The organism is Micromonospora rosaria (genome assembly GCF_001567585.1).
Lineage (GTDB): Bacteria > Actinomycetota > Actinomycetes > Mycobacteriales > Micromonosporaceae > Micromonospora > Micromonospora rosaria.
This window is the reverse complement of the sequence record NZ_LRQV01000017.1, coordinates 52303-71767: the sequence shown is the minus strand read 5'-3', so window position 1 is coordinate 71767 and position 19465 is coordinate 52303. Positions and strand designations below refer to the sequence as shown.

Annotated in this window: 19 protein-coding genes; 7 read left to right on the top strand and 12 right to left on the bottom strand. The window is 74.8% G+C overall.

Annotated features, from left to right (window positions below; translation table 11 throughout):
- Positions 1-159: 159 nt before the first annotated feature.
- From AWW66_RS07885 to AWW66_RS07865, 5 genes are all read right to left on the bottom strand, one after another.
- A complete protein-coding gene (locus AWW66_RS07885; RefSeq protein WP_067361940.1) occupies positions 160-3360 on the bottom strand; it encodes a UvrD-helicase domain-containing protein in 3201 nt (1066 codons plus the stop codon).
- Between the two features lie 122 nt (positions 3361-3482).
- Positions 3483-4814 carry a metallophosphoesterase gene (locus tag AWW66_RS07880; RefSeq protein ID WP_157527254.1) on the bottom strand — a complete coding sequence of 444 codons (1332 nt, stop codon included), beginning with the start codon at positions 4812-4814 and terminating at the stop codon, positions 3483-3485.
- Positions 4815-4824: 10 nt separating this feature from the next.
- Positions 4825-5070 carry a MoaD/ThiS family protein gene (locus AWW66_RS07875; protein WP_067361934.1) on the bottom strand — a complete coding sequence of 82 codons (246 nt, stop codon included), beginning with the start codon at positions 5068-5070 and terminating at the stop codon, positions 4825-4827.
- 2 nt (positions 5071-5072) lie between these two features.
- A complete protein-coding gene (gene moaA, locus AWW66_RS07870; RefSeq protein ID WP_067361931.1) occupies positions 5073-6086 on the bottom strand; it encodes a GTP 3',8-cyclase MoaA in 1014 nt (337 codons plus the stop codon).
- Entirely contained in the window at positions 6083-6997 is a 915-nt protein-coding gene (locus AWW66_RS07865) for a fructosamine kinase family protein (protein ID WP_067361963.1), read from the bottom strand. The genes moaA and AWW66_RS07865 overlap by 4 nt, the downstream gene beginning before the upstream one ends.
- 172 nt (positions 6998-7169) lie before the next feature.
- Here AWW66_RS07865 and AWW66_RS07860 point away from each other — a divergent pair, with 172 nt between their 5' ends.
- Positions 7170-8222: a DUF4192 domain-containing protein gene (locus AWW66_RS07860; RefSeq protein ID WP_067361929.1), complete on the top strand. Its 1053-nt coding sequence runs from the start codon at positions 7170-7172 to the stop codon at positions 8220-8222.
- Between the two features lie 131 nt (positions 8223-8353).
- On the opposite strand, the gene AWW66_RS07855 is transcribed toward AWW66_RS07860, so the two are convergent.
- Complete coding sequence (locus AWW66_RS07855) at positions 8354-8545, bottom strand: DUF397 domain-containing protein (protein WP_067361926.1); 192 nt, start codon at positions 8543-8545, stop codon at positions 8354-8356.
- 936 nt (positions 8546-9481) lie between these two features.
- Between AWW66_RS07855 and AWW66_RS07850 the strand changes: the two genes are divergently transcribed.
- The gene (locus tag AWW66_RS07850) at positions 9482-10186 is read left to right on the top strand and encodes a GAP family protein (protein ID WP_067361923.1); all 705 of its coding nucleotides are present in this window, start codon (positions 9482-9484) and stop codon (positions 10184-10186) included.
- Between the two features lie 60 nt (positions 10187-10246).
- On the opposite strand, the gene fdhD is transcribed toward AWW66_RS07850, so the two are convergent.
- A complete protein-coding gene (gene fdhD, locus AWW66_RS07845) occupies positions 10247-11098 on the bottom strand; it encodes a formate dehydrogenase accessory sulfurtransferase FdhD (protein ID WP_067361920.1) in 852 nt (283 codons plus the stop codon).
- 135 nt (positions 11099-11233) lie between these two features.
- Between fdhD and mobA the strand changes: the two genes are divergently transcribed.
- From mobA to AWW66_RS07830, 3 genes are all read left to right on the top strand, one after another.
- Positions 11234-11836 carry a molybdenum cofactor guanylyltransferase gene (gene mobA, locus AWW66_RS07840; RefSeq protein WP_157527256.1) on the top strand — a complete coding sequence of 201 codons (603 nt, stop codon included), beginning with the start codon at positions 11234-11236 and terminating at the stop codon, positions 11834-11836.
- Positions 11833-12087 carry a DUF6457 domain-containing protein gene (locus AWW66_RS07835; protein WP_067361914.1) on the top strand — a complete coding sequence of 85 codons (255 nt, stop codon included), beginning with the start codon at positions 11833-11835 and terminating at the stop codon, positions 12085-12087. The genes mobA and AWW66_RS07835 overlap by 4 nt, the downstream gene beginning before the upstream one ends.
- An 82-nt stretch (positions 12088-12169) precedes the next feature.
- Complete coding sequence (locus AWW66_RS07830; protein ID WP_067361911.1) at positions 12170-13297, top strand: T3SS (YopN, CesT) and YbjN peptide-binding chaperone 1; 1128 nt, start codon at positions 12170-12172, stop codon at positions 13295-13297.
- A 46-nt stretch (positions 13298-13343) separates the two neighbouring features.
- Here AWW66_RS07830 and AWW66_RS07825 read toward each other — a convergent pair whose 3' ends face one another.
- Positions 13344-13802, bottom strand: a complete 459-nt coding sequence (locus AWW66_RS07825; protein WP_067361908.1) for an Lrp/AsnC family transcriptional regulator — start codon at positions 13800-13802, stop codon at positions 13344-13346.
- A 59-nt stretch (positions 13803-13861) separates the two neighbouring features.
- On the opposite strand from AWW66_RS07825, the gene ddaH reads away from it, so the two are divergent.
- Positions 13862-14695 carry a dimethylargininase gene (ddaH, locus tag AWW66_RS07820; protein WP_342671915.1) on the top strand — a complete coding sequence of 278 codons (834 nt, stop codon included), beginning with the start codon at positions 13862-13864 and terminating at the stop codon, positions 14693-14695.
- 71 nt (positions 14696-14766) lie between these two features.
- Here the strand turns inward: ddaH and AWW66_RS07815 are convergent, their stop codons facing one another.
- The gene (locus tag AWW66_RS07815; protein ID WP_067361902.1) at positions 14767-15960 is read right to left on the bottom strand and encodes an ABC transporter substrate-binding protein; all 1194 of its coding nucleotides are present in this window, start codon (positions 15958-15960) and stop codon (positions 14767-14769) included.
- A gap of 72 nt (positions 15961-16032) precedes the next feature.
- A complete protein-coding gene (locus tag AWW66_RS07810) occupies positions 16033-16827 on the bottom strand; it encodes an alpha/beta hydrolase family protein (protein WP_067361900.1) in 795 nt (264 codons plus the stop codon).
- A gap of 226 nt (positions 16828-17053) precedes the next feature.
- Here AWW66_RS07810 and AWW66_RS07805 point away from each other — a divergent pair, with 226 nt between their 5' ends.
- Positions 17054-17659, top strand: coding sequence for a bacterial proteasome activator family protein (locus tag AWW66_RS07805; RefSeq protein ID WP_067361897.1), 606 nt, complete (start codon positions 17054-17056; stop codon positions 17657-17659).
- Positions 17660-17681: 22 nt separating this feature from the next.
- On the opposite strand, the gene AWW66_RS07800 is transcribed toward AWW66_RS07805, so the two are convergent.
- Both AWW66_RS07800 and AWW66_RS07795 read right to left on the bottom strand, forming a co-directional pair.
- Positions 17682-18512 (bottom strand): HAD family hydrolase, encoded by an 831-nt coding sequence (locus AWW66_RS07800; RefSeq protein WP_067361894.1) that lies wholly within the window; start codon positions 18510-18512, stop codon positions 17682-17684.
- Between the two features lie 17 nt (positions 18513-18529).
- On the bottom strand, positions 18530-19351 hold the full coding sequence (locus tag AWW66_RS07795; protein ID WP_067361891.1) for an HAD family hydrolase: 822 nt from the start codon (positions 19349-19351) through the stop codon (positions 18530-18532).
- Positions 19352-19465: the final 114 nt, after the last annotated feature.

Sequence of the window (19465 nt, the reverse complement as noted above, 5' to 3'; positions counted from 1 at the left end):
GCACCCGCGCCCACCGGCCCGCATCCGCGCCCCGGCGCTCACCGCGCACCGTCCCGACCCCCGCCACCGGTGCCCCGGCCACCGGATGCGCCCGCTGCCGGGGTGTGAGAAGGGGACCCTTCTCGACCGTATGCGTTAAGAAGGGGCCCTTCCTTACACCTACATGAGGCGGAGTTGGCGGTCGCGGGGGCGGCGTACCTCGCTCTCGCCGAAGCGCTCGAACAGGCCCGGGTCGATCGCGTCGAGGAAGGGGGTGGGGGAGACGTCGCGTTCCGGGCCGTGCCGGGTGCGGCGGGCGGCGTGGCTGACGTACAGGCGGTCCTGGGCGCGGGTGAGCCCGACGAAGAAGAGCCGGCGTTCCTCGGCGACCGCGTCGTCGTCGGGGGTCGAGCCGGGCCAGCGCAGCGGCAGCAGCCCGTCCTCGGCGCCGACCAGGAAGACCACCGGGAACTCCAGGCCCTTGGCGGCGTGCAGGGTGAGCAGGGTGACCGCCTCGGCGCGCGGGTCGAGGGCGTCCACCTCGGCGCCGGTGGCCAACTGGGACAGGAACAGCGGCAGGTCGTCCCCGCAGCGGCGGGCCAGCGGGGTGAGCAGGTCGACCGCCGCGCGGACATCCTCCGGGCGGACCCCACCGGAGCCGTCCAGCGTCGGCACCGAGAAACGGTCGGCGAGCACCTGGCCGGCCAGGCGTACCCGGGCGGTCAGCGCGCCGTCGACGCCGGTGGCGTGCCGCAGTTCCCGGGCGATCGCGGCCACCCCGGGCCGGTCCCGCAGCCGGTCGTGCGAGCGCTTCTGCACCGGGATGTTGCCCCGGGAGAGGGCGTCCACGATCGGCGCGGCCTGCGCGTCGGTGCGGTACAGCACGGCGATGTCGCTGAACGACAGGCTCGTGGCGCGGCCGTCGATCCGCCCCGAGTCCAGGGACCGGTGGGAGAGCCCGCCGACCAGGTCGTCGATGGTCCGGACCAGGAAGTCGGCCTCGTCGGCGACGGAGGACGCGGCGTACCGGCCGACCAGTGGGGCCTCCGGGTCGAGCCGGGCCGGGTCCAGCCGGCGGCCCCGGACCAGCGACGACGGCGCGATGGCCTGCACCGCGGCGGCGAGGATCGGGGCCGACGACCGGTAGTTGCGGTTCAGCCGGACCAGCCGGGCGTCGGTGAAGTCCTCGGAGAAGCGCAGGAAGTACCCGACGTCGGCGCCCCGGAACGAGTAGATCGCCTGGTCCGGGTCGCCGATCGCGCAGAGGTTGCCGTCGGCGGGGCTGAGCAGCCGCAGCAACTCGTACTGCACCGGGTCGACGTCCTGGTACTCGTCGACGAAGATCCACTGCCACCGGTCCCGGTACCGCTGGGTCAGCTTCCGGTCGCCGCGCAGCAGCGCCACCGGCAGGGTGAGCAGTTCGTCCAGGTCGACCAGGTCCCGCTTGCGCAGCAGCGCGGTGTACGCGGTGTCGTCCTCGCCGGCCTCGGCCCGTGCCTCGGCGCGGTCGGCGTCGTCGGCGATCCGGAACTCGGCGGGCAGCCCGGCGGCGGTCGCGTTCTCCCGCAGGATGGTCAGGCCCAGCGAGTGGAACGTCCCGACGTAGATGTCCTCGGCGACCGGCCCGAGCAGGCCGTCGAGCCGGTGCCGCAGCTCCTCGGCGGCCCGCCGGGTGAAGGTGATCGCCAGGCAGGTCTCCGGGAACACGTTCAGCTCGGCGCAGAGGTACGCGATCCGGTGGGTCAGCGTCCGGGTCTTGCCGGTGCCGGGCCCGGCGACGATCAGCAGCGGCCCGCCCGGTGCGGAGGCGGCCACCCGCTGCATGGCGTCCAGGCGGTCCAGCAGCCCGGTGCCGACCTCCTCCATGCCGGCCAGCATCGGCTCGAACGGCTCGTGCGGCGACGGGGGCGGCGCGAGCGGCGGGGGCGGGGGCGGCGGAACGGCCTTCCGCTTCGGCTCGGCGGCCTTCGCCGCCGCCGGACGCCGGGCCTTCGCCCTCGCCGCCTGCTCGGGGGCGGTCCGCTGCGTGGGCACCGGTACGTCGAAGAGGGTCTCCGCCTGCCCGCCGCTCGCCTTCGCGCCCAGCTCGGCCGGGTCGAAGAGGGTGATCACGCCGTACTCGCCGTCGTAGCCCGGCACCCGGCGCACCTCGCCCCGGCGCAGTCGGCCGATCCCCTCGGCGAGCAGTTCCCCGCCGACCCGGCCGATCTCGTCGAGCGGCGCGGTGGTGAGGATCTCCAGCTCCGGTCCGAGCGCGGCGACCAGCTCGTTGAGCTTGCCCTCGACCTTCTTCGACTTCGGCCCGACGGCGTTCAGCTCACCGAGGATCTCGGCCAGCGGGACCAGGTGGGTGACGTCGCGGGCGTGCGCGGGACGGTACCCCTCGGGCCGGTCGGCCAGGTCCTCGACCCGGCTCAGCACCCCGACGGTGAGCGGCTTGCCGCACTCCGGGCAGCGCCCGCCGGCCGCCCGGGTCCGTTCCGGCTGCCAGTTGACCCCGCAGAGCCGGTGCCCGTCGGCGTGGTACTTGCCCTCCTCGGGGAAGAACTCGATGGTCCCGGCGAGCCCGGTGCCGGTGCGCAGCGCGTCCCGGATCGAGAAGTAGTCCCGGCCGCAGGCCAGCACGGTCGCCTCCCGGCCCAGCGCGGGCGGGGAGTGGGCGTCGGAGTTGGAGACGAGTTGGTACCCGTCGAGGCTGCCCACCCGCCAGTTCATCGCCGGGTCGGAGGAGAGGCCGGTCTCCACGGCGAAGATGTGCCCGGCGAGGTCGGCGTAGCAGTCGGCGATGGCGTCGAAGCCGGACTTCGAGCCGAGCGCGGAGAACCAGGGCGTCCAGATGTGCGCCGGCACCAGGAAGCCGTCCGGGCTGGCCTCCAGGGTGATCTCCAGCAGGTCGCGGGAGTCGAGCCCGAGGATCGGCCGGCCGTCGGAGGCGATGTTGCCGATCCGGCCCAGGGTGGTGTTGAACCGCTCCACCGCGTCCAGGTCGGGCAGGTAGATCAGGTGGTGCACCTTGCGGGTCCGGTCGTCCCGCTTGTAGATGGTGGAGATCTCCACGCTGAGCATGAACCGGACCGGGTCCGCCTCGGCCGCGTCGGCCAGCCGGGGCGGCAGCCGGCGGGCGATGTCCCGCTCCGCCTCGGGGCCCAGCCGGTACAGGCCGGGCTCGGCCGGGTGCAGGGTCTCGCGCAGGTGGTCGTACCAGGCGGGGTGGGTGAAGTCGCCGGTGCCGAGCACGCCGATGCCCTTGCGGCGGGCCCACCAGCCGAGGTTCGGCAGGGTGAGGTCCCGGCTGCACGCGCGGGAGTACTTCGAGTGGATGTGCAGGTCCGCGACGAATGAGGGGAAGCCACCGGGGGGTACGGAGCTGAACGGAGGCACGCCGCATCCTGTCACGCCCGCTCCGGTACCCGCCCGCCGCCACGCGTACCCGTGACCTCCGCAATCCCCCGGCAACCTCGACGGCCGGGGGATCGAACGGTCGAAACCGGCATTTCCGCCGCTCAGGTGGCGCGCAGCTCCACCAGCGTGATCTGCGGGTTCGCGCCGACCCGCACCGGCGGGCCCCAGAAACCGGCGCCGTTGGTCACGTAGACCTTGGTGCCGTCCACTTCGCCCAGTCCGGAGACGACCGGCTGCTCCAGCCGGACCAGCAGGTTGAACGGGACGATCTGCCCGCCGTGGGTGTGCCCGGACAGTTGCAGGTCGACGCCGAACCTGGCGGCCTCCAGGGCGGCCACCGGCTGGTGCGCCAGGAGCACCACCGGACGGTCGGTGTCCCGGTCGCCGAGTGCGGCGGCGTAGTCGGGCGGGGCGGCCACGCCGGTGCCGGCGGCGCTGACGTCGTTCACCCCGGCCAGGTCGAGCACGCCACCCCGGGCGTGGATCTCCTGCCGCTGGTTCTGGAGGACCCGCAGGCCCAACCGGTCGACCTCCTGCACCCACTCCTCGACGCCGGAGTAGTACTCGTGGTTGCCGGTGACGAAGAAGTTGCCGTACCGCGAGCGGATGTCGCGCAGCGGGGCCGCCGCCTCGCCCAACTCGGCGACCGTGCCGTCGACCAGGTCGCCGACGACCGCCACCAGGTCGGCGTCGAGCCGGTTGATCGCGGCCACCATCCGCTCGGTGTGCACCCGGCCCCGCAGCGGACCGAGGTGGATGTCGGAGACGGTGGCGATCCGCAGGCCGTCCATGCTGCGGGGGAGCTTCGCCAGCGGGATCTGCACCCGGTCCAGTTCCAGCGGGCCGAGCGCGGTGCGGACGCCGTACCCGGTGACGCCGACGGCGGTGAGCCCGGCGAAGATGGCCGCGCCCCGGGCCAGCAGCAGCCGCCGTCCCGGGTCGTGGTCCGGCGTACCGGTGCCGCCGGCCGTCGGCCCGGGGCCGCTGGCGGCCACCGGTGGCTCGCCCCCGTCGGCCGCCGCCGGGCCACCGCCGGTGGTGGCGGTCGCGGCGTCCGGGGTGCCGGCGCCGACCAGGGCCGGCTGGGGGGCCGCCGGGGGCGGCTCGGGGGTGGTGGCCGGCCCGGCGCCGGCCCGGCGGCGCAGCACCAGCCGGGCGACCAGCAGCGGCACCTCCAGCAGGACCAACAGGACCAGCAGGTAGAACATGACGGCGAGCCAGAGGTACCCGGGCCAGGCGAGCCAGTAGAAACCGCCCCGGGTACCGATCATGGTTGCCGGCACCAGCAGCGCCAGGACCAGGGCGACGACCGCGCCGATCCGTCGTACCCGGCCGGGGCGGGTGGTGTCGCGCACCAGCCGCCGCCACAGGTAGTAGTGGATCAGACCGGTGATCAGCGCGAGGGTGCCCACGAACCCCAGGACCGGTAACACGAATCCTCCCTCAGCCGCCCGCGAAGGGGGGCAGCACATCTATCGTGGCCCCGGCTGGCAGCGGTGCCTGACGATCATGACAGGCGACGCCGTCGACCAGGAAACTCGCCACCCGCAGGACGGCGGCGAGCGGTGCGCCGTGCCGCTGCGCCAGGTCCGCCGTGAGCTGCTCCAGCGAGCGCCCGGCGGGGGCGGTCTCCTCGCTGCGGCCGGCGGCGGCGCGGGCCCCGGCGAAGTACCGGACGGTGAGCTGCACCGTCAACCTCCGATCGCCGACATCGGTCGGGCGGGTTGCAGGAAGGTCGGATCGTCGATGCCGTGTCCGGCGCGCTTGCCCCACGTCGCGGCCCGCCAGCGCCGGGCCAGTTCCGCGTCGTCCGCCCCGGACCGCAGGGCACCCCGCAGGTCCGTCTCCTCGGTGGCGAACAGGCAGGCGCGGACCTGACCGTCGGCGGTGAGCCGGGTCCGGTCGCAGTCGCCGCAGAACGGCCGGGTGACGGTGCCGATCACCCCGACCCGGGCCGGCCCGCCGTCGACCAGCCAGGTCTCGGCCGGGGCGGCCCCGCGCTCGGCCGGGTCCGGGCGCAGGTCGAACGCGGCACCCAGGGCGGCGAGGATCTCCTCGGCGGTCACCATCGCGCTGCGGTCCCAGCCGTGCTGGGCGTCCAACGGCATCTGCTCGATGAACCGCAGTTCGTACCCGTGCGCCAGGGCGAACCGGAGCAGCGCGGGAGCCTCGTCCTCGTTGATCCCCCGCATCAGCACCGAGTTGACCTTGACCGGGGTGAGTCCGGCCGCCGCCGCGCCGGCCAGCCCGGCCAGGACGGCACCGAGCCGGTCCCGGCGGGTGAGCCGGTGGAACCGGTCGGCGTCGAGGGTGTCCAGGGACACGTTCACCCGGTCCAGCCCGGCGGCGCGCAGCGCCGGGGCCAGCCGGTCCAGCCCGATGCCGTTGGTGGTCAGCGACAGCCGGGGCCGGGGGCGCAGGGCGCTCGCCGCGCGCACGATGTCGACCAGCCCGGGACGGATCAGCGGCTCCCCGCCGGTGAACCGCACCTCGGTCACGCCGAGCCGCTCGACGGCGACCCGGAGCAGCCGGCCGATCTCGGCGTCGGTGAGCAGGTCGGGGCCGGCCAGCCAGGGCAGGCCCTCCGCGGGCATGCAGTACGTGCAGCGCAGGTTGCACTTGTCCGTCAGCGAGACCCGCAGGTCGCGGGCGATCCGGCCGTACCGGTCGACGAGAGCCCCGGCGAGTGGCTGGACGGCGGTCATGGGTCGACCGTAGCGCGTCCACCACCGCGCAGAGCGGCGCGGGCGGCGCGGTCCACCGCGTCCCGGTACGCCGCGCCGAACAGGGCGGTGTGCACCAGCAGCAGGTGCAGTTGGTGCAGCGGTACGCGCTCCCGCCACCCGTCGGCCAGCGGCCACCGCGCCTGGTACGCGGCCAGGATCCGGTCACCGTACGGTGCTCCGCCGAAGAGCGCGAGCTGGGCCAGGTCGGTCTCCCGGTGCCCGCCGTGCGCGGCCGGGTCCACCAGCCGGACCCGCCCGTCGGCGCCCCAGAGCAGGTTCCCCGGCCACAGGTCGCCGTGGATCCGCGCGGGCGGCTCGTCGCCGCCGTACTCGTCGATCCGGTCGACCAGCCGCTCGACCAGCGCGGTCTCCGCCGGGGTGAGCGCGCCGTTGTCGACCGACGGGCGCAGGTACGGCAGGAGCCGGCGGTCGGCGAACCACCGTGGCCACGGCCCCGGCTCGGGGGTGTTGTCCTGGGGCAGCGCCCCGATGAAGCCGGGCCACGGCGCGCCGAAGGTCACCGCCCCGGCCCGGTGCAGGTCGGCCAGCTCCCGGCCGAACCGCTCGGCCGCCGCCGGGGTCGGCTCCCCGGTCTCCACCCAGTCCAGCGCCAGCAGCTCCGGCAGGGCCACGACCACCTCCGGTACGGCCACCGCGTCGGCCTCCCGCAGCCAGCGCAGCCCGGCCGCCTCGGTGGCGAAGAAGCCCTCGGGGACCGGCCGGCCGGCCCGCTCGGGCCAGGACTTCGTGAAGACCGAGTGGCCGTCGTCGAGGGTGAGCCGGGCCGCCGTGCAGATGTCCCCGCCGGAGACCGGGGTCTCCCGGATCCGCTGGTGGGTCAGGAACGTCGGCAACTGGGTCGGATGCGCCCGCAGGTAGGCCAGATCCATGAGCGCACGGTAGCCGCTGCCGGCCGCCGACGGGGGGGCGACCAGGCCCCGACCCGGTTGCACAGCCTGCAACTTTCCGCCGACCAGGGACGATACGCTGCGTAACTGTGGATAAGCCGCGTGTCGTCCACAGGGGTCGTCCGGGGACGACGCCGCGACGCAGGCTGCCCGCATGACCCCGATCGACCGACCCCGGCTCGCCGTCCGCTGCCCCGCCGACCTCATCGCCGCCGTGCCGTACCTGCTCGGCTTCCATCCCACCGACAGCGTGGTGGTGGTCGCCCTCCGGGGCCGGCAGATCGTCTTCGCCGCCCGCGCGGACCTGCCCGACCGGGACGCCGACCCGCACCACAACGCCCGGCACCTCGTCGACGTGGTCGGCCGGCAGGGCGCGGAGGCGGCCACCGTGCTCGGGTACGGCCCGCCCGCCCGGGTCACGGGCGCGGTCGACGCGGTCCGCGCCGCGCTCGACGGGCGGGGCCTGCTCCTGCTGGACGCCCTGCGGGTGGCGGACGGGCGCTACTGGTCGTACCTGTGCACCCAACCCGGCTGCTGTCCCCCCGACGGCACCCCGTACGACCCGCAGGCCAGCGAGGTCAGCGCGGCGGCGGTCTTCGCCGGCCAGGTCGCCCTCCCCGACCGGGCCGCCCTCGTCGCCCGGGTGGCGGCGGTCGGCGACCCGGACCGCGCGGCGATGCGGCGGGCCACCGACCGGGCTGAGGAACGGCTCGTCGCGTTGGTGGCGGCGGAACCGGAGGCGGGCGGGCGCGGCGGCCGGTCGGTCCGGGCGGCCGGTCGGGCGGCGGTCCGCGCCGCGTTCCGTAGCCAGCGCCGGAGCGTACGGCTGACCGACGACGAGGTGGCCTGGCTCAGCCTGCTCCTGACCCACCTCCCGGTCCGCGACCACGCCTGGGAACGGACCGACGGGCGGGAGGCGGACATCGACCTCTGGACGGACGTGCTGCGTCGGGCCGAGCCGGAGTTGAGCGCCGCCCCCGCCAGCCTGCTCGCCTTCGCCGCCTGGCGGGCCGGGCAGGGCGCGCTGGCTGCGGTGACCCTGGAACGCGCCCTGGCCGAGCACCCCGACTACTCGCTGGCCCTCCTGCTGGACGACCTGCTCCGGCGCGGGGTGCCCCCGTCCGAGCTGGACGGCTGGCCGGCGGTGGAGGCCCCCGTCACCCCGGGCGTGCTCCGCCAGCGCCGCCGCCGACCCCGTCGGCGCTGACCCGAGGCCGTCCCGGCATTGCCGCGGCCGGCTGGAAAGCGGCACCCGCGGATGCTTCCGCCCGGCATCACGCACAGGCGGGGCGCTTCGTGGCATGGCGGGCGTCTGCCCGCCAGGGAACGGCGCGACGCTCAGGCGCGCCCGGCGGTGCCGCCGACGAATGCCTGCCACGCGCCGGGTGCGAACGCCAGCGCTGGGCCGGTCGGGTCCTTCGAGTCGCGGACGGCGACCATGCCGGGAAGGTTGTCGGCGACCTCGACACAGTTGCCGCCGCTGGTGCCGCTTCGAGTGCTCTTCCGCCACCGGGCACCGGTCAGGTCCATTGGCTCGCCACTCCCTTGATCAGCTCTAGGGATTGCCGCCGCGACAGCGACTCGCTACGGACGTTCCCCCACCGCTCAAAGAGCGTATCCATGTCATCCGGCTGGTCAACGACGACGTTCCGCCGGCCGGCCCCGCCGCGTCAGCGTCGCCCACATCCCCGGCGCCCGCACCTTCCGAGCGTAGGGGCTGTTCACCCAGTGTGGTTGTCAGGACACCGGCGACGGGGGTCCGGCGGGACGGTAGGGGATGGTTGTCCCCAGGGCGCCGGATTCGATGCCCGTCGCGGTGTCCACGAGGGGTCGTCCCGGGGCCTTCCGACTCCTCCCAGAGAGCGGGGCGACCCATCCCACCACCAACCGCCCGGAGGGGACTCATGCGTATCCGATTCTGGCGTCGCCGCCGCGCCTGCCCCCTCGCGGCGTGGTCCCGGTGCCCGCCGCGAACCAACGGACCACCCGCCACGACCGCCCCGGTCCGGTCGGGCGACTCACGCCGGGCCAGGCCGCACGGTCCGAGCCGCCCGCCAGGGGTACCCGGTGATCAGGGACATCGACCACGTCGCCGCCGGTCCGGCGTGGCGCTGCCCGACCGACGGCGACCCGTGGCCCTGCCCGCCGTTCCTGGCTGACCCGCGCCCACGATCCCGCCGGGGGCTGACCCGGCCCCGTGATCACCCGCCCCGGCTCGTCCCCGACGGGCCCGTCCCCACTGCATGGGTCGTCGGCCTGACGGCCCGACAGGTGTGAATCGTTGAGGACATCAGCTCGACAGGCGCTGAAAGGTGGACCGCCCCGGACAGCGACGAGAGGAACGCCACCCGTCGGTGGCCCGGCTGTGGGTCGAAGGATGTACGGGCAGATCGTCTCCCGCGACGACCTGCTGCGTCGGGGCCGCGCTGACACTGGATGTATGACCACCACCCGGGAGCGTGTCGGGTGAGCGCCGGGCTGCTGTTGTCGCTCGCCGGGCTCGCGCTGATCGACAGCACCAGTATCGGGACCCTGTTCATCCCGATCTGGCTGCTGATGGCACCTGGCCGGATCAACGTCCGGCGGATCCTGGCGTACCTGGGCACCATCGCCGTCTTCTACTTCGTGGTGGGGGTGCTGCTCGCCGTCGGCGGCACCCGGATCGCCAGCGCCCTCGACGGGACGCTGGACAGCCGCCCGGTGCTCTGGACGCAGTTGGCGCTCGGGGTGGGCCTGTTCGCGCTGAGCTTCCGGTACGACGGCAAGCGACGTAAGGCCGGCGGCGGGGTGCTGCGCTGGCGGGACCGGGCCACCAGCGGGGACTCGTCGGTCCGCTGGCTGGTCGGGCTGGCGCTGCTGGCCGCGCTGGCCGAGGTGGCGACGATGCTGCCGTACCTGGCGGCCGTTGGCCTGATGACCACGGCGGAGCTGCCCGCCGCCACCACGGCGGCCCTGCTCGGCGGGTACTGCCTGGTGATGGTGCTGCCGGCGGTGGTGCTGCTCGGCGCGCGGCTCGCCGTGCCGAGGCTGATCGAGCCGCTGCTGGCCCGGCTGAACGAGTGGATCACGAAGCATGCCGGCGGCACGCTGGGCTGGATCCTCGGTATCGCGGGGTTCCTGCTCGCCCGCGACGCCGCCATCCGGCTCTGGCCCGGCGTGATCGGCGGCTGACCCGCGCCGGGCACCGGTAGGCCGGTCAGCCCGGGTCCCGGAGGGGCACCGGCACGCGGGTCAGACGGTGACCCGGTGCGGGGCGGCGTAGACGTTCATGGTCCGGCCCCGGAGGAAGCCGACCAGGGTCAGGCCGGCCTCCTCGGCCAGGTCGACGGCGAGGCTGCTCGGCGCGGAGACCGCCGCGAGCAGCGGTACCCCGGCCATCCAGGCCTTCTGGGTCAGCTCGAAACTGGCCCGGCCGGAGACCAGCAGCAGGTGCCCGGCCAGCGGCAGCCGCCCCGCGCGCACCGCCCAGCCGATCACCTTGTCCACCGCGTTGTGCCGGCCGACGTCCTCCCGGAGCACCACCTGCTCCCCCTCGGCGGTGAACAGGCCGGCGGCGTGCAGGCCGCCGGTGCGGTCGAAGACCCGCTGCGCGGCCCGGAGCCGGTCCGGCAGGGCGGCCAGCACCTCCGCCGGCACGGTCAGCGGGTCGTCGGCCACGGCGAAGACCGACCGGGTGCGTACCGCGTCGATGCTCGCCTTCCCGCACACCCCGCAGGAACTGGTGGTGTAGAAGTTCCGCGCCGGGTCGGCGACCGGCTCGGGTACGCCGGGGGCGAGCACCACGTCCACCACGTTGTACGTGTTGGGGGTCTGGTCGCCAGCGCAGAGCTGGGCGGTCAGCACGTCGTCCGCCGACCGGATCAGCCCCTCGGTGAGCAGGAAACCGACCGCCAGGTCCAGGTCGTCGCCGGGGGTCCGCATGGTCACCGCGAGCGGGCGGCGTCGACCCGGCCCGGCCGGTCCGACCCGGATCTCCAGTGGTTCCTCGACGGAGATGCTGTCGGGTCGCCGGACCGAGACGGGGCCGCCCGTCGCGTCGAGGTCGATCCGGACCGTCCGGCGGCGGTCGGTGGCACGTCCCATCCCGCCATCCTGCCCGAACCGGGTGACGCCGCCCTCCGGACCGCTACCGTGGCCCGCGTGAGCGTGGCTACGGCGTCGTCGACGGCGCGTTCGGGGTACGCGGCGGTGGTGCTCGCCGGCGGCGCGGCCCGCCGGATGGGCGGCGTGGACAAGCCGGGCGTACCGGTGGGCGGGCGGCCCCTGCGCGACCGGGTGCTGGCGGCGGTGGCCGACGCCACCCCCCGCGTCCTCGTCGGCCCGCCCCCACCCGACATCGACCCCTCCGCTCCCGACACCGGGCTGTCCGCCCCCGATACCGGGCCGCTCGCCGGGGTGTGGGTGACCCGGGAGGAGCCGGCCGGCGGGGGCCCGGTCGCCGCCGCCTCGGCCGGACTGGCGCTGCTCGGCGCCGACGTCCCCGTGGTCGCCCTGCTCGCCGCCGACCTGCCGTTCCTCACCCCGGACGCGGTGACGGCGCTGCGGCGCGGGCTGGCCGACGGTACGGCCGACGGGGTCTGCTACCGCGACGCCGGTGGACGCCGGCAGTCGCTCTGCGGGGTGTGGCGGGTGCCGGCGCTGCGCGCCGCCCTGGACCGGCTGGCCGGGGAGCGGGGCGGGAGCCTCGCCGGGGCGTCGGTCCGGACCCTGCTGGCCGGCCTGACCGTGGTGGACCTGCCCTGGGCCGGTACCGGGCCGCCGCCCTGGTTCGACTGCGACACTGACGAAGACGTACGGCGGGCGGAGGAGTGGGCACGATGACGGTGATGGACGACTGGGTCACGGCGGCCTGCGCCGAACTGGGTCTCGACCCGGCCGAGGTGCCGGTCCCCGCCGTGCTGGACCTGGCCCGGGACGTGGCCCACCAGGTGCTGCGCCCGGGTGCCCCGGTCACCGCGTACCTGCTGGGGGTCGCGGTCGGGCGGGGGGCGGACCCCGCCGCGACCGCCGCCCGGCTCAGCGCCCTGGCCGGCACCTGGCCGGTGGAGCTGGGCGGCGACCGCCCGGCCTGACCCCGGCGCTGTCCGATCCCGGTCGCGGCTGATCCGTCCGCGTGCGCCGTGGGTAGGGTGACCTTGACGGACGGAGGCGATCATGACGGCAGACCACCCCTCAGCGCCGGCGGACCCCTCCGGCGGCGCCCCGACGGAACACGGCGGCACGCCGGAGCACCACGAGTCGGTCCTGCTCGACGAGCCCACCACGGCCGACCTGCGGGCCAAGGTGACCCAGGCCTGGCAGGAGTTCGCCCGCGCGTTCGCCGAACGGTTGCGGGACCTGCCCGCCGGCACGCACATCGAGCTGACCCTCGACCCGACCGCCTCCGGCACCGGCGACGCCGTGTACTCGATCAGCGTCGACCTCGACACCGACGGCCGGATCTCGGCGCGGGCGGTCGGCAACGCCACGCTCCCGACGGGGTACCGGCTGGACCGGGCGGCCGTGGCGGACATGGTCGCCCTCGGCTGGTCGCCGCCCGGCGTGGTGGAGGGCTCGGGCGAGGACTTCGGGCTGGCGGCCACCAGCGCGGAGGCGAGCAAGCTCGCCGCCCTGCTCTCCCGCACGCTGCGGGACGTCTACGGTGCCCCGCACCCGGCCTTCCTCGTCTACCTGGTGCACGACAGCGCGGGCAAGCCGGTCCCGGTGGAGCCGCTGGGCACGGCCCGCAGCGAGTTCGGCCCGGACCGCGACGTGGAGGCCGACCTCGACGAGGCGCTGGCCGCCGCCGCGGCCCCCGGCGCGACCGTCGACAAGGACGTGCTCGCCCTCGACGAGCGGGTCCGCACCGTCGTCTCGACGATGCTGAAGTCCACCGCCGACCAGTTGCAGGTCGACCAGGACGGGGACATCAACATCCGGGCCGGGTCGGCGATGGTCTTCGTCCGGGTCCGGGACAACCCTCCCCTGGTCGACGTCTTCTCCCCGGTGCTCACCCAGGTCGAGCCGACCGAGCGGCTGTACGTCAAGCTCTCCGAGCTGACCAACCGGATGCCGATCGGCCGGCTCTACTGCGCCGACGACACGGTCTGGGCGTCCATCCCGGTCTTCGGCCGGGACTTCCAGCCCACCCACCTCATGCTGGCCGTGCAGGTGATGACGGGGCTCGCCGACGAACTGGACGACCGGCTGCATGGCGAGTTCGGCGGGAAGCGGTTCTTCGGCGAGGGCGACAAGCCCGGCAAGCGCGACGAGGGCGAGCCCCGCACCGGCATGTACCTCTGAGCCGTCCCGGTCACCGGCCGGTCCCACCCGCACCGCCGGGACGGGGTCAGCCGGTGGCCGGTCCCACTCCCGGGGACTCGACCAGCCGGGACAGCACGATCGTGCTCCGTGTCGAGGTCACGAAGGGTTCCGCGCGTAGCCGTTCCAGCGCCGCCTCCAGGTGGGAGATGTCGGCGGCCCGCAGGTGCACCAGCGCGTCCGCCTCGCCCGAGACGGTGTACGCCCCGACCACCTCCGGGTGCCGGCGGGTGGCCGCGCTGAGTTGGCCCGGAGTGGTCCGGCCGGCGCAGAACAACTCGACGAACGCCTCCGTGGTCCAGCCGACCGCCGCCGGGTCGACCACCGCCGTGAACCCCCGGATCACCCCGGCCGAGCGGAGCCGGTCGACCCGGCGCTTCACCGCCGGTGCGGAGAGTGACACCCGGGTACCGATGTCCGCGTACGACGCGCGCGCGTCGGCGACGAGCAACGCAATGATCTGCTGGTCTACCGCATCTATCTGCAACGTTCCGCCTTCGGCAAGCAATGTTCGTGGCTGTTCCTAAAGTTGTACGCTACCTACGCTTGGTGACCGTGGAGCAGCAGCGAGTCGCGCGAAAGCGGACATACCTCATGTGCTCGCCCGCGCACTTCGCGGTCGAGTACGCGATCAACCCGTGGATGGACCCGGCGACCCCGGTCGATCCGGAACTCGCCGTGAAGCAGTGGGACGGACTGCGCGAGACCCTGATCGGTCTCGGACACGAGGTGCACCTGCTCGATCCCGAGCCGGGCCTGCCGGACATGGTCTTCGCGGCCAACGGCGCGGTCACCGTGGACGGCACGGCGTACGGTGCCCGGTTCCGCCACGAGCAGCGCAGCGCCGAGGCCGCCGCGCACCGGAGCTGGTACGAGGCACGGGGCTGGCGGTTCGTCGCCCCGGTACGGACCAACGAGGGGGAGGGCGACTTCGCGTACCTGCCGGAGGCCCACGGCGGCCTGCTCCTCGCCGGGTACGGCTTCCGGACCGAGCTGCCGGCGCACGCCGAGGCGCAGGAGGCGCTCGGTCGGCCGGTGGTGTCGTTGCACCTGGTCGACCCGCGCTTCTACCACCTGGACGTGGCGCTCGCCGCGCTCGACGACGCGAACGTCGTCTACTTTCCCGGCGCCTTCTCGGTGGCCAGCCAGCGGGTGCTCGCCCAGCTCTTCCCGGACGCGGTGCTCGCCGCCGACGAGGACGCGCTGGCGTTCGGGCTCAACCTGGTCAGCGACGGTCGCCACGTGGTGCTCGCCAGCGAGGCGACCCGGCTCGCCGGCACGCTCCGCGCCGCCGGGTACCAGCCGGTGCCGGTGGAGCTGGCCGAGCTGCGCAAGGGCGGCGGCAGCGTGAAGTGCTGCGTCGCCGAACTGCGCCCCTGACCGACCCGCCGCCCGGCGACCACCGCACCGACCGGCCCGCCGCCGGTGGGGCACCGCACCGGCCGGGCGGCTCAGCCCAGCGTGGCCAGCTCGTTGATCAGGACGTTGGAGAGCACCTCGCCGTCGCGCTGGACCTTGCGCAGGTACCACCGCTGCTGCGGGGTACGCGACTGGTTGAACTGCCACGCCCCGCGCGGGCTGTCGATCTGGCCGATCCGGCCGAGCGCCAGGTTGACCTCCTGCGCGGTCGGCGTGTCACCGGCGAGCCGGATCGCGGCGTCGAGCACCTGCGCCGCGTCGTACGAGGCCATCGCGTAGGTGGTCGGCGAGGTGTTGTGCGTCTTGCGGTACACGGAGGCGAACTGCCGGTTGGCGGTGTTGTTCAGGTCGGCCGAGTAGTTCAGCGCGGTCATGATCCCGGCTGCCTCCGGCTCCCGGACCTCGCCGAGCACGGTGCCCTCGGTGAGGAACCCGGGAGCGTACACCTGGCCCCGGTAGCCGGCCCGCCGTAGCTGCTTGATGAACTGCACGGCAGCCTGGCCGTCGAAGAAGCAGAAGACGGCGTCCGGGTCGCGGTCCAGCGCCCGCTGGATGTCGGCGGTGTACGCGCTGTCGCCGGGGTTGGTGGCGGCGTCGGTCCAGACGACCGGGTCGGCGATGCGGGGGTCGTCCGCGCCGAAGCCGTTGCGGAAGCCCTCGACCACGTCCCGGCTGCCGACGCTCTCCGGCGCGATCACGGCGACCCGGCTGTTCGTCGGGAGCTGCTGGCGCAGGTACGACCCCATCGCCTCGCCCGGCTCGTTCAGCACGTACGAGGTCCGCCAGATGTAGACCACGCTCTGCAGGGTGGCGGGCGAGGCGTTGGAGCCGATCAGCGGCACCCGGGCCTGCTCGACGGCGTCCCGGATGGCGACCATGACCGCCGAGTTGACCACCCCGGTGAGCGCGAGCACGTTCTGCTTGAGCAGGCCGTCGACCGCCGCCTGACCGGTGCGGGCGTTCTCGCCCTCGTCGGCGGTGACCAACTCGACCGGGTGCCCGCCGAGCCGTCCCCCGTTGAGGTCGAGGTAGAGCTGGAAGCCGTTGACGATCTCGGTGCCGATGGGCTTGAGCGCCCCGGTCGTCGGCGCGACGAGACCGATCCGTACAGGTGTCCCGCTGGCTGTCGGGGCATCGTCGTCATCCGATCCGCACCCCGCGACCAGCCCGGCGGCGCCGAGCCCGGCCAGCAGTTGCAGGGCCCGCCTACGGTTCATCTCCGACACCAGCGTCCTTCCCGGTAGGGGGCTGGGCCGAACCGCCGCCCCTCGGCGTTCTACCTGCTCGGTCATGCTCCGTCAATCATTGTGCAGGGACCGTAACGCGCTGGTCACGTGGGGCCAGTGCGGTGACTCCGGATCGATGAGCCCGAAATGCTCGCATCGAGGCAGCTCAACGAAGGTGACGGTCGATCCGGCGGCGGTCGCCGCGGCCACGTAGCCCCGGCTCAGCTCCACCGGCACCTGCTGGTCCAGGGTGCCGTGCAGCACCACCGTGCGGGTCCGCAGCGGCAGCCGGGTGAGCGGGTCGGCGGCGGCGTACCGGTCGGGCACGTCCGCCGGGCCACCGCCGAGCAGCGCGGCCACCGCGCCGCCGTCCAGGTCCCGCCGGTACGCCTCGGCGAGGTCCGCCACCGGGGCCAGCGCCAGCACCCCGCCGACGGTGGCCGGGGCGTGCGCCGCCGCGTACAGGGCCAGGTGTCCGCCCGCCGAGTGGCCGACCAGGACCGGCGGGTCGGCGGTCACCCGGCCCGGCAGCGCCCCGGCCGCCAGCGCGGGCAGCGCCGCGACCCCGGTGACGACGTCGGACAGGGTGCCCGGCCAGCCGCCCCCGGGCTGGCCGGTCCGCCGGTACTCCAGTTGGGCCACCGGATGACCCAGGTCCGCCAGGGCCGCCGCGAGCGGCCCGGTGTGGGTCCGGTCGTACTCCGCCCGCCAGAAGCCGCCGTGCACCACCACGACCAGCCGGCGGGCCGGCCCGGCGCCGCCCGGCCGCCGCAGGTCGGCGACCTGGTCCGGCTGCTCGCCGTAACGGACGGTGACGTCCGGCGGCGGGCTGGGCCGGCTGAGCACGGCCCGCGGGTCGGTGGTCATGGCCGCGACGGTAGCGCGCCCACCTGTGCGGCTACCGCCGGGTAGCCCCTGGTCTCGGCGGGCGGCCCCGGGTGGGCCCGGGAACGGTCCCGGTGGGCGGGGCCGGGTGGGCCCGGGAACGGTCCCGGTGGGCGGGGCCGGTCGGCCGCGCGCACCGGCGCGTCGGGCGGGGTCGGCGGGGTGGGAACCGGTCCCGGCGAGCGGGCCCGGCGGGGCCTGGGTCAAGATGGGTGCCATGACGCAAGCGCGCTCCGCTGGACAGGAAGACGAGCCGGGCCGCGACGGTGCCGGCGTGCCCGGCACGGTGGTGGTGGTCGGCCCGGACGGGCGGCCGGTCGGCACCGTGCAGACCGACGAGGCGCAGGCGGGCGAGGACCCCGCGCGCCTGGTCGAGCAGCCGGCCAAGGTGATGCGGATCGGCAGCATGATCAAACAGCTGCTGGAGGAGGTCAAGGCCGCGCCGCTGGACGACGCCAGCCGCAACCGGATGCGGGAGATCCACGAGCGGTCGATCGTCGAGCTGAAGGAGGGCCTCGCGCCCGAGCTGCGGGAGGAGCTGGAGCGGATCTCCCTGCCCTTCGCCGAGGAGCAGCCCCCCAGCGAGGGCGAGCTGCGGATCGCCCACGCCCAGCTCGTCGGCTGGCTGGAGGGCCTGTTCCACGGCATCCAGGCCGCCCTGGTGGCCCAGCAGATGGCCGCCCGGGTGCAGTTGGAGCAGATGCGCTCCGGCCAGCGGGCGCTGCCCAGCGGCCCCGGCGGGATCGTGCCGGGGATGCCGGGCGTGGGCGGCCAGCCCGGCGGCGAGGGGCACAGCACCGGTCAGTACCTCTGACCAGCGGCCGGCCCCGGCCGGGTCAGCCGGCCGGGTCGGCCCCGTCGAGCCCGAACACCTTCGCCAGGTACGTGGCCACGCCGTCCTCGGAGTTCGCCGAGGTCACCTCGTCGGCGATCGCGAGGACGGCGGGGTGCGCGTTCGCCACCGCCACCGCCCGGCCCGCCCAGGTCAGCATCGGCACGTCGTTGGGCATGTCCCCGAAGGCGAGCACGTCCCGGGCGGCGATGCCGTCCCGGTCGCAGTACCAGGCCAGCCCGGCGGCCTTGGTCACGCCGGCGGCGGAGATCTCCACCAGCCCGCCGTACGAGGAGTGGGTCGCCTCGGCCAGCCCCTGCAACGCCCCGGCCACCACCTCGACGAAGACGTCCGGGTCCTGCTCACCGGCGCGGGCCAGCAGCTTCACCGCCGGTACGGAGTGCAGGTCCTCCGGCGACTCGACGGCCCGGATGGCGTCCAGGTCGGCGTCCCAGCGCAGCGGGTAGTGCGTCTCGTGGCGCATCTGCCGGCTGTCGGCCACCTCCACCGCGAAGCTCACCCCCGGCACCGCGGCCCGGAGCCGGCGGGCCACCTCGGCGAGCAGGTCCGGGGCGAGCGGGTCGGCCCGGAGCACCTCGTCGGTGGTCGGGTCGTACACCACCGCGCCGTTGGCGCAGATCGCCGGCAGCGGCTCGGGGAGCTGGTCGTACACCAGTTGCAGCCAGCGGATCGGACGGCCGGTGACCAGCACCACCGGCGTGCCCTCCGCGCGGAGGCGGACCAGCAGGTCGGCGGTACGGCGGCTGATCGTCCGGTCGTCGGTGAGCAGGGTGCCGTCGAGGTCGGTGGCGACGAGGCGGGGTCGGTCTCCCATCACCGGCAGCGTAGTCGTCAGCGGGAGAGCAGCCGGTCGAGGTACACCGCCACCCCGTCGTCGTCGTTGCGCAGGGTCACCTCGTCGGCGGCGGCCCGGACCATCGGGTGGGCGTTGGCGACCGCCACCCGGGCCCAGCCGGCCCACTCGAACATCGGCAGGTCGTTGGGCATGTCCCCGAAGACCAGCACGTCGGCCGGGTCGACGCCGAGCGTCTGCGCCACCACGGTCAGCCCGGTGGCCTTGTCGGTCGCCGGCGGGCAGATCTCGACGAAGCCGAGCCCGGCCTGGGTGAGGGTGGCCACCTGCGGCGGCACGATCCGCCGCGCGGTCGCCAGCAGGTCGTCGACGTGGTGGTCGGCGGTCCGGACGAACGCCTTGATCACGTCCCCGGCCAGGCACTCGGCCCGGGTCCGGGCCTCGAACCGGTCCTGGTACGGCCAGCTCGGGTGGTAGTCGCCCCAGAGCGGGGCGTCGTGGTGGTCCAGCGCCTCGACCATCACGGTCAGCGGGCCGACCTCGGCCTCCAGGTCGGTCAGCAACCGGGCCAGCACGTCGGCCGGGAGCCGGACGTCGCGCAGCACCACCGGACCGGCGGGGTCGCTCTGGTCGACCACCCGGCCGCCGCCCGCCAGCACCAGGAAGTCCGCCGCGCGGATGTCGTTGCGGGTCAACTCGGTCAACCGGGGACCCCGGCCGGTCGCGCCGACCACCGGGATACCGGCGGCCCGCACCCGGTCCAGCACCCCGTGCGTGTACGCGGAGACGGTGTCGTCGCTGCGGACCAGCGTCCCGTCGAGGTCGGTGGCGATCAGTTTGGGCAGTCCCGGGCGGGTCATCGTTCCTCCTTCGCCCGCCGCCGTCGTGCCGGCCGCCTGGTGGGCCGGTTGCTGCTGGACCCACGACGGCGGGCAGCAACCGTACCTCGGAAAACCGGTCGCAACCACGGCTTC

Excerpts from the sequence above, each read along its gene's own strand:
- moaA (WP_067361931.1), bottom strand. The coding sequence starts at position 6,086 with ATGACCGCCGTCCAGCCACTCGCCGGGGCTCTCGTCGACCGGTACGGC.
- AWW66_RS07865 (WP_067361963.1), bottom strand. The coding sequence starts at position 6,997 with ATGGATCTGGCCTACCTGCGGGCGCATCCGACCCAGTTGCCGACGTTC.
- AWW66_RS07860 (WP_067361929.1), top strand. The coding sequence starts at position 7,170 with ATGACCCCGATCGACCGACCCCGGCTCGCCGTCCGCTGCCCCGCCGAC.
- AWW66_RS07855 (WP_067361926.1), bottom strand. The coding sequence starts at position 8,545 with ATGGACCTGACCGGTGCCCGGTGGCGGAAGAGCACTCGAAGCGGCACC.
- fdhD (WP_067361920.1), bottom strand. The coding sequence starts at position 11,098 with ATGGGACGTGCCACCGACCGCCGCCGGACGGTCCGGATCGACCTCGAC.
- mobA (WP_157527256.1), top strand. The coding sequence starts at position 11,234 with ATGGGCGGCGTGGACAAGCCGGGCGTACCGGTGGGCGGGCGGCCCCTG.
- AWW66_RS07835 (WP_067361914.1), top strand. The coding sequence starts at position 11,833 with ATGACGGTGATGGACGACTGGGTCACGGCGGCCTGCGCCGAACTGGGT.
- AWW66_RS07830 (WP_067361911.1), top strand. The coding sequence starts at position 12,170 with ATGACGGCAGACCACCCCTCAGCGCCGGCGGACCCCTCCGGCGGCGCC.
- AWW66_RS07810 (WP_067361900.1), bottom strand. The coding sequence starts at position 16,827 with ATGACCACCGACCCGCGGGCCGTGCTCAGCCGGCCCAGCCCGCCGCCG.
- AWW66_RS07805 (WP_067361897.1), top strand. The coding sequence starts at position 17,054 with ATGGGTGCCATGACGCAAGCGCGCTCCGCTGGACAGGAAGACGAGCCG.
- AWW66_RS07800 (WP_067361894.1), bottom strand. The coding sequence starts at position 18,512 with ATGGGAGACCGACCCCGCCTCGTCGCCACCGACCTCGACGGCACCCTG.
- AWW66_RS07795 (WP_067361891.1), bottom strand. The coding sequence starts at position 19,351 with ATGACCCGCCCGGGACTGCCCAAACTGATCGCCACCGACCTCGACGGG.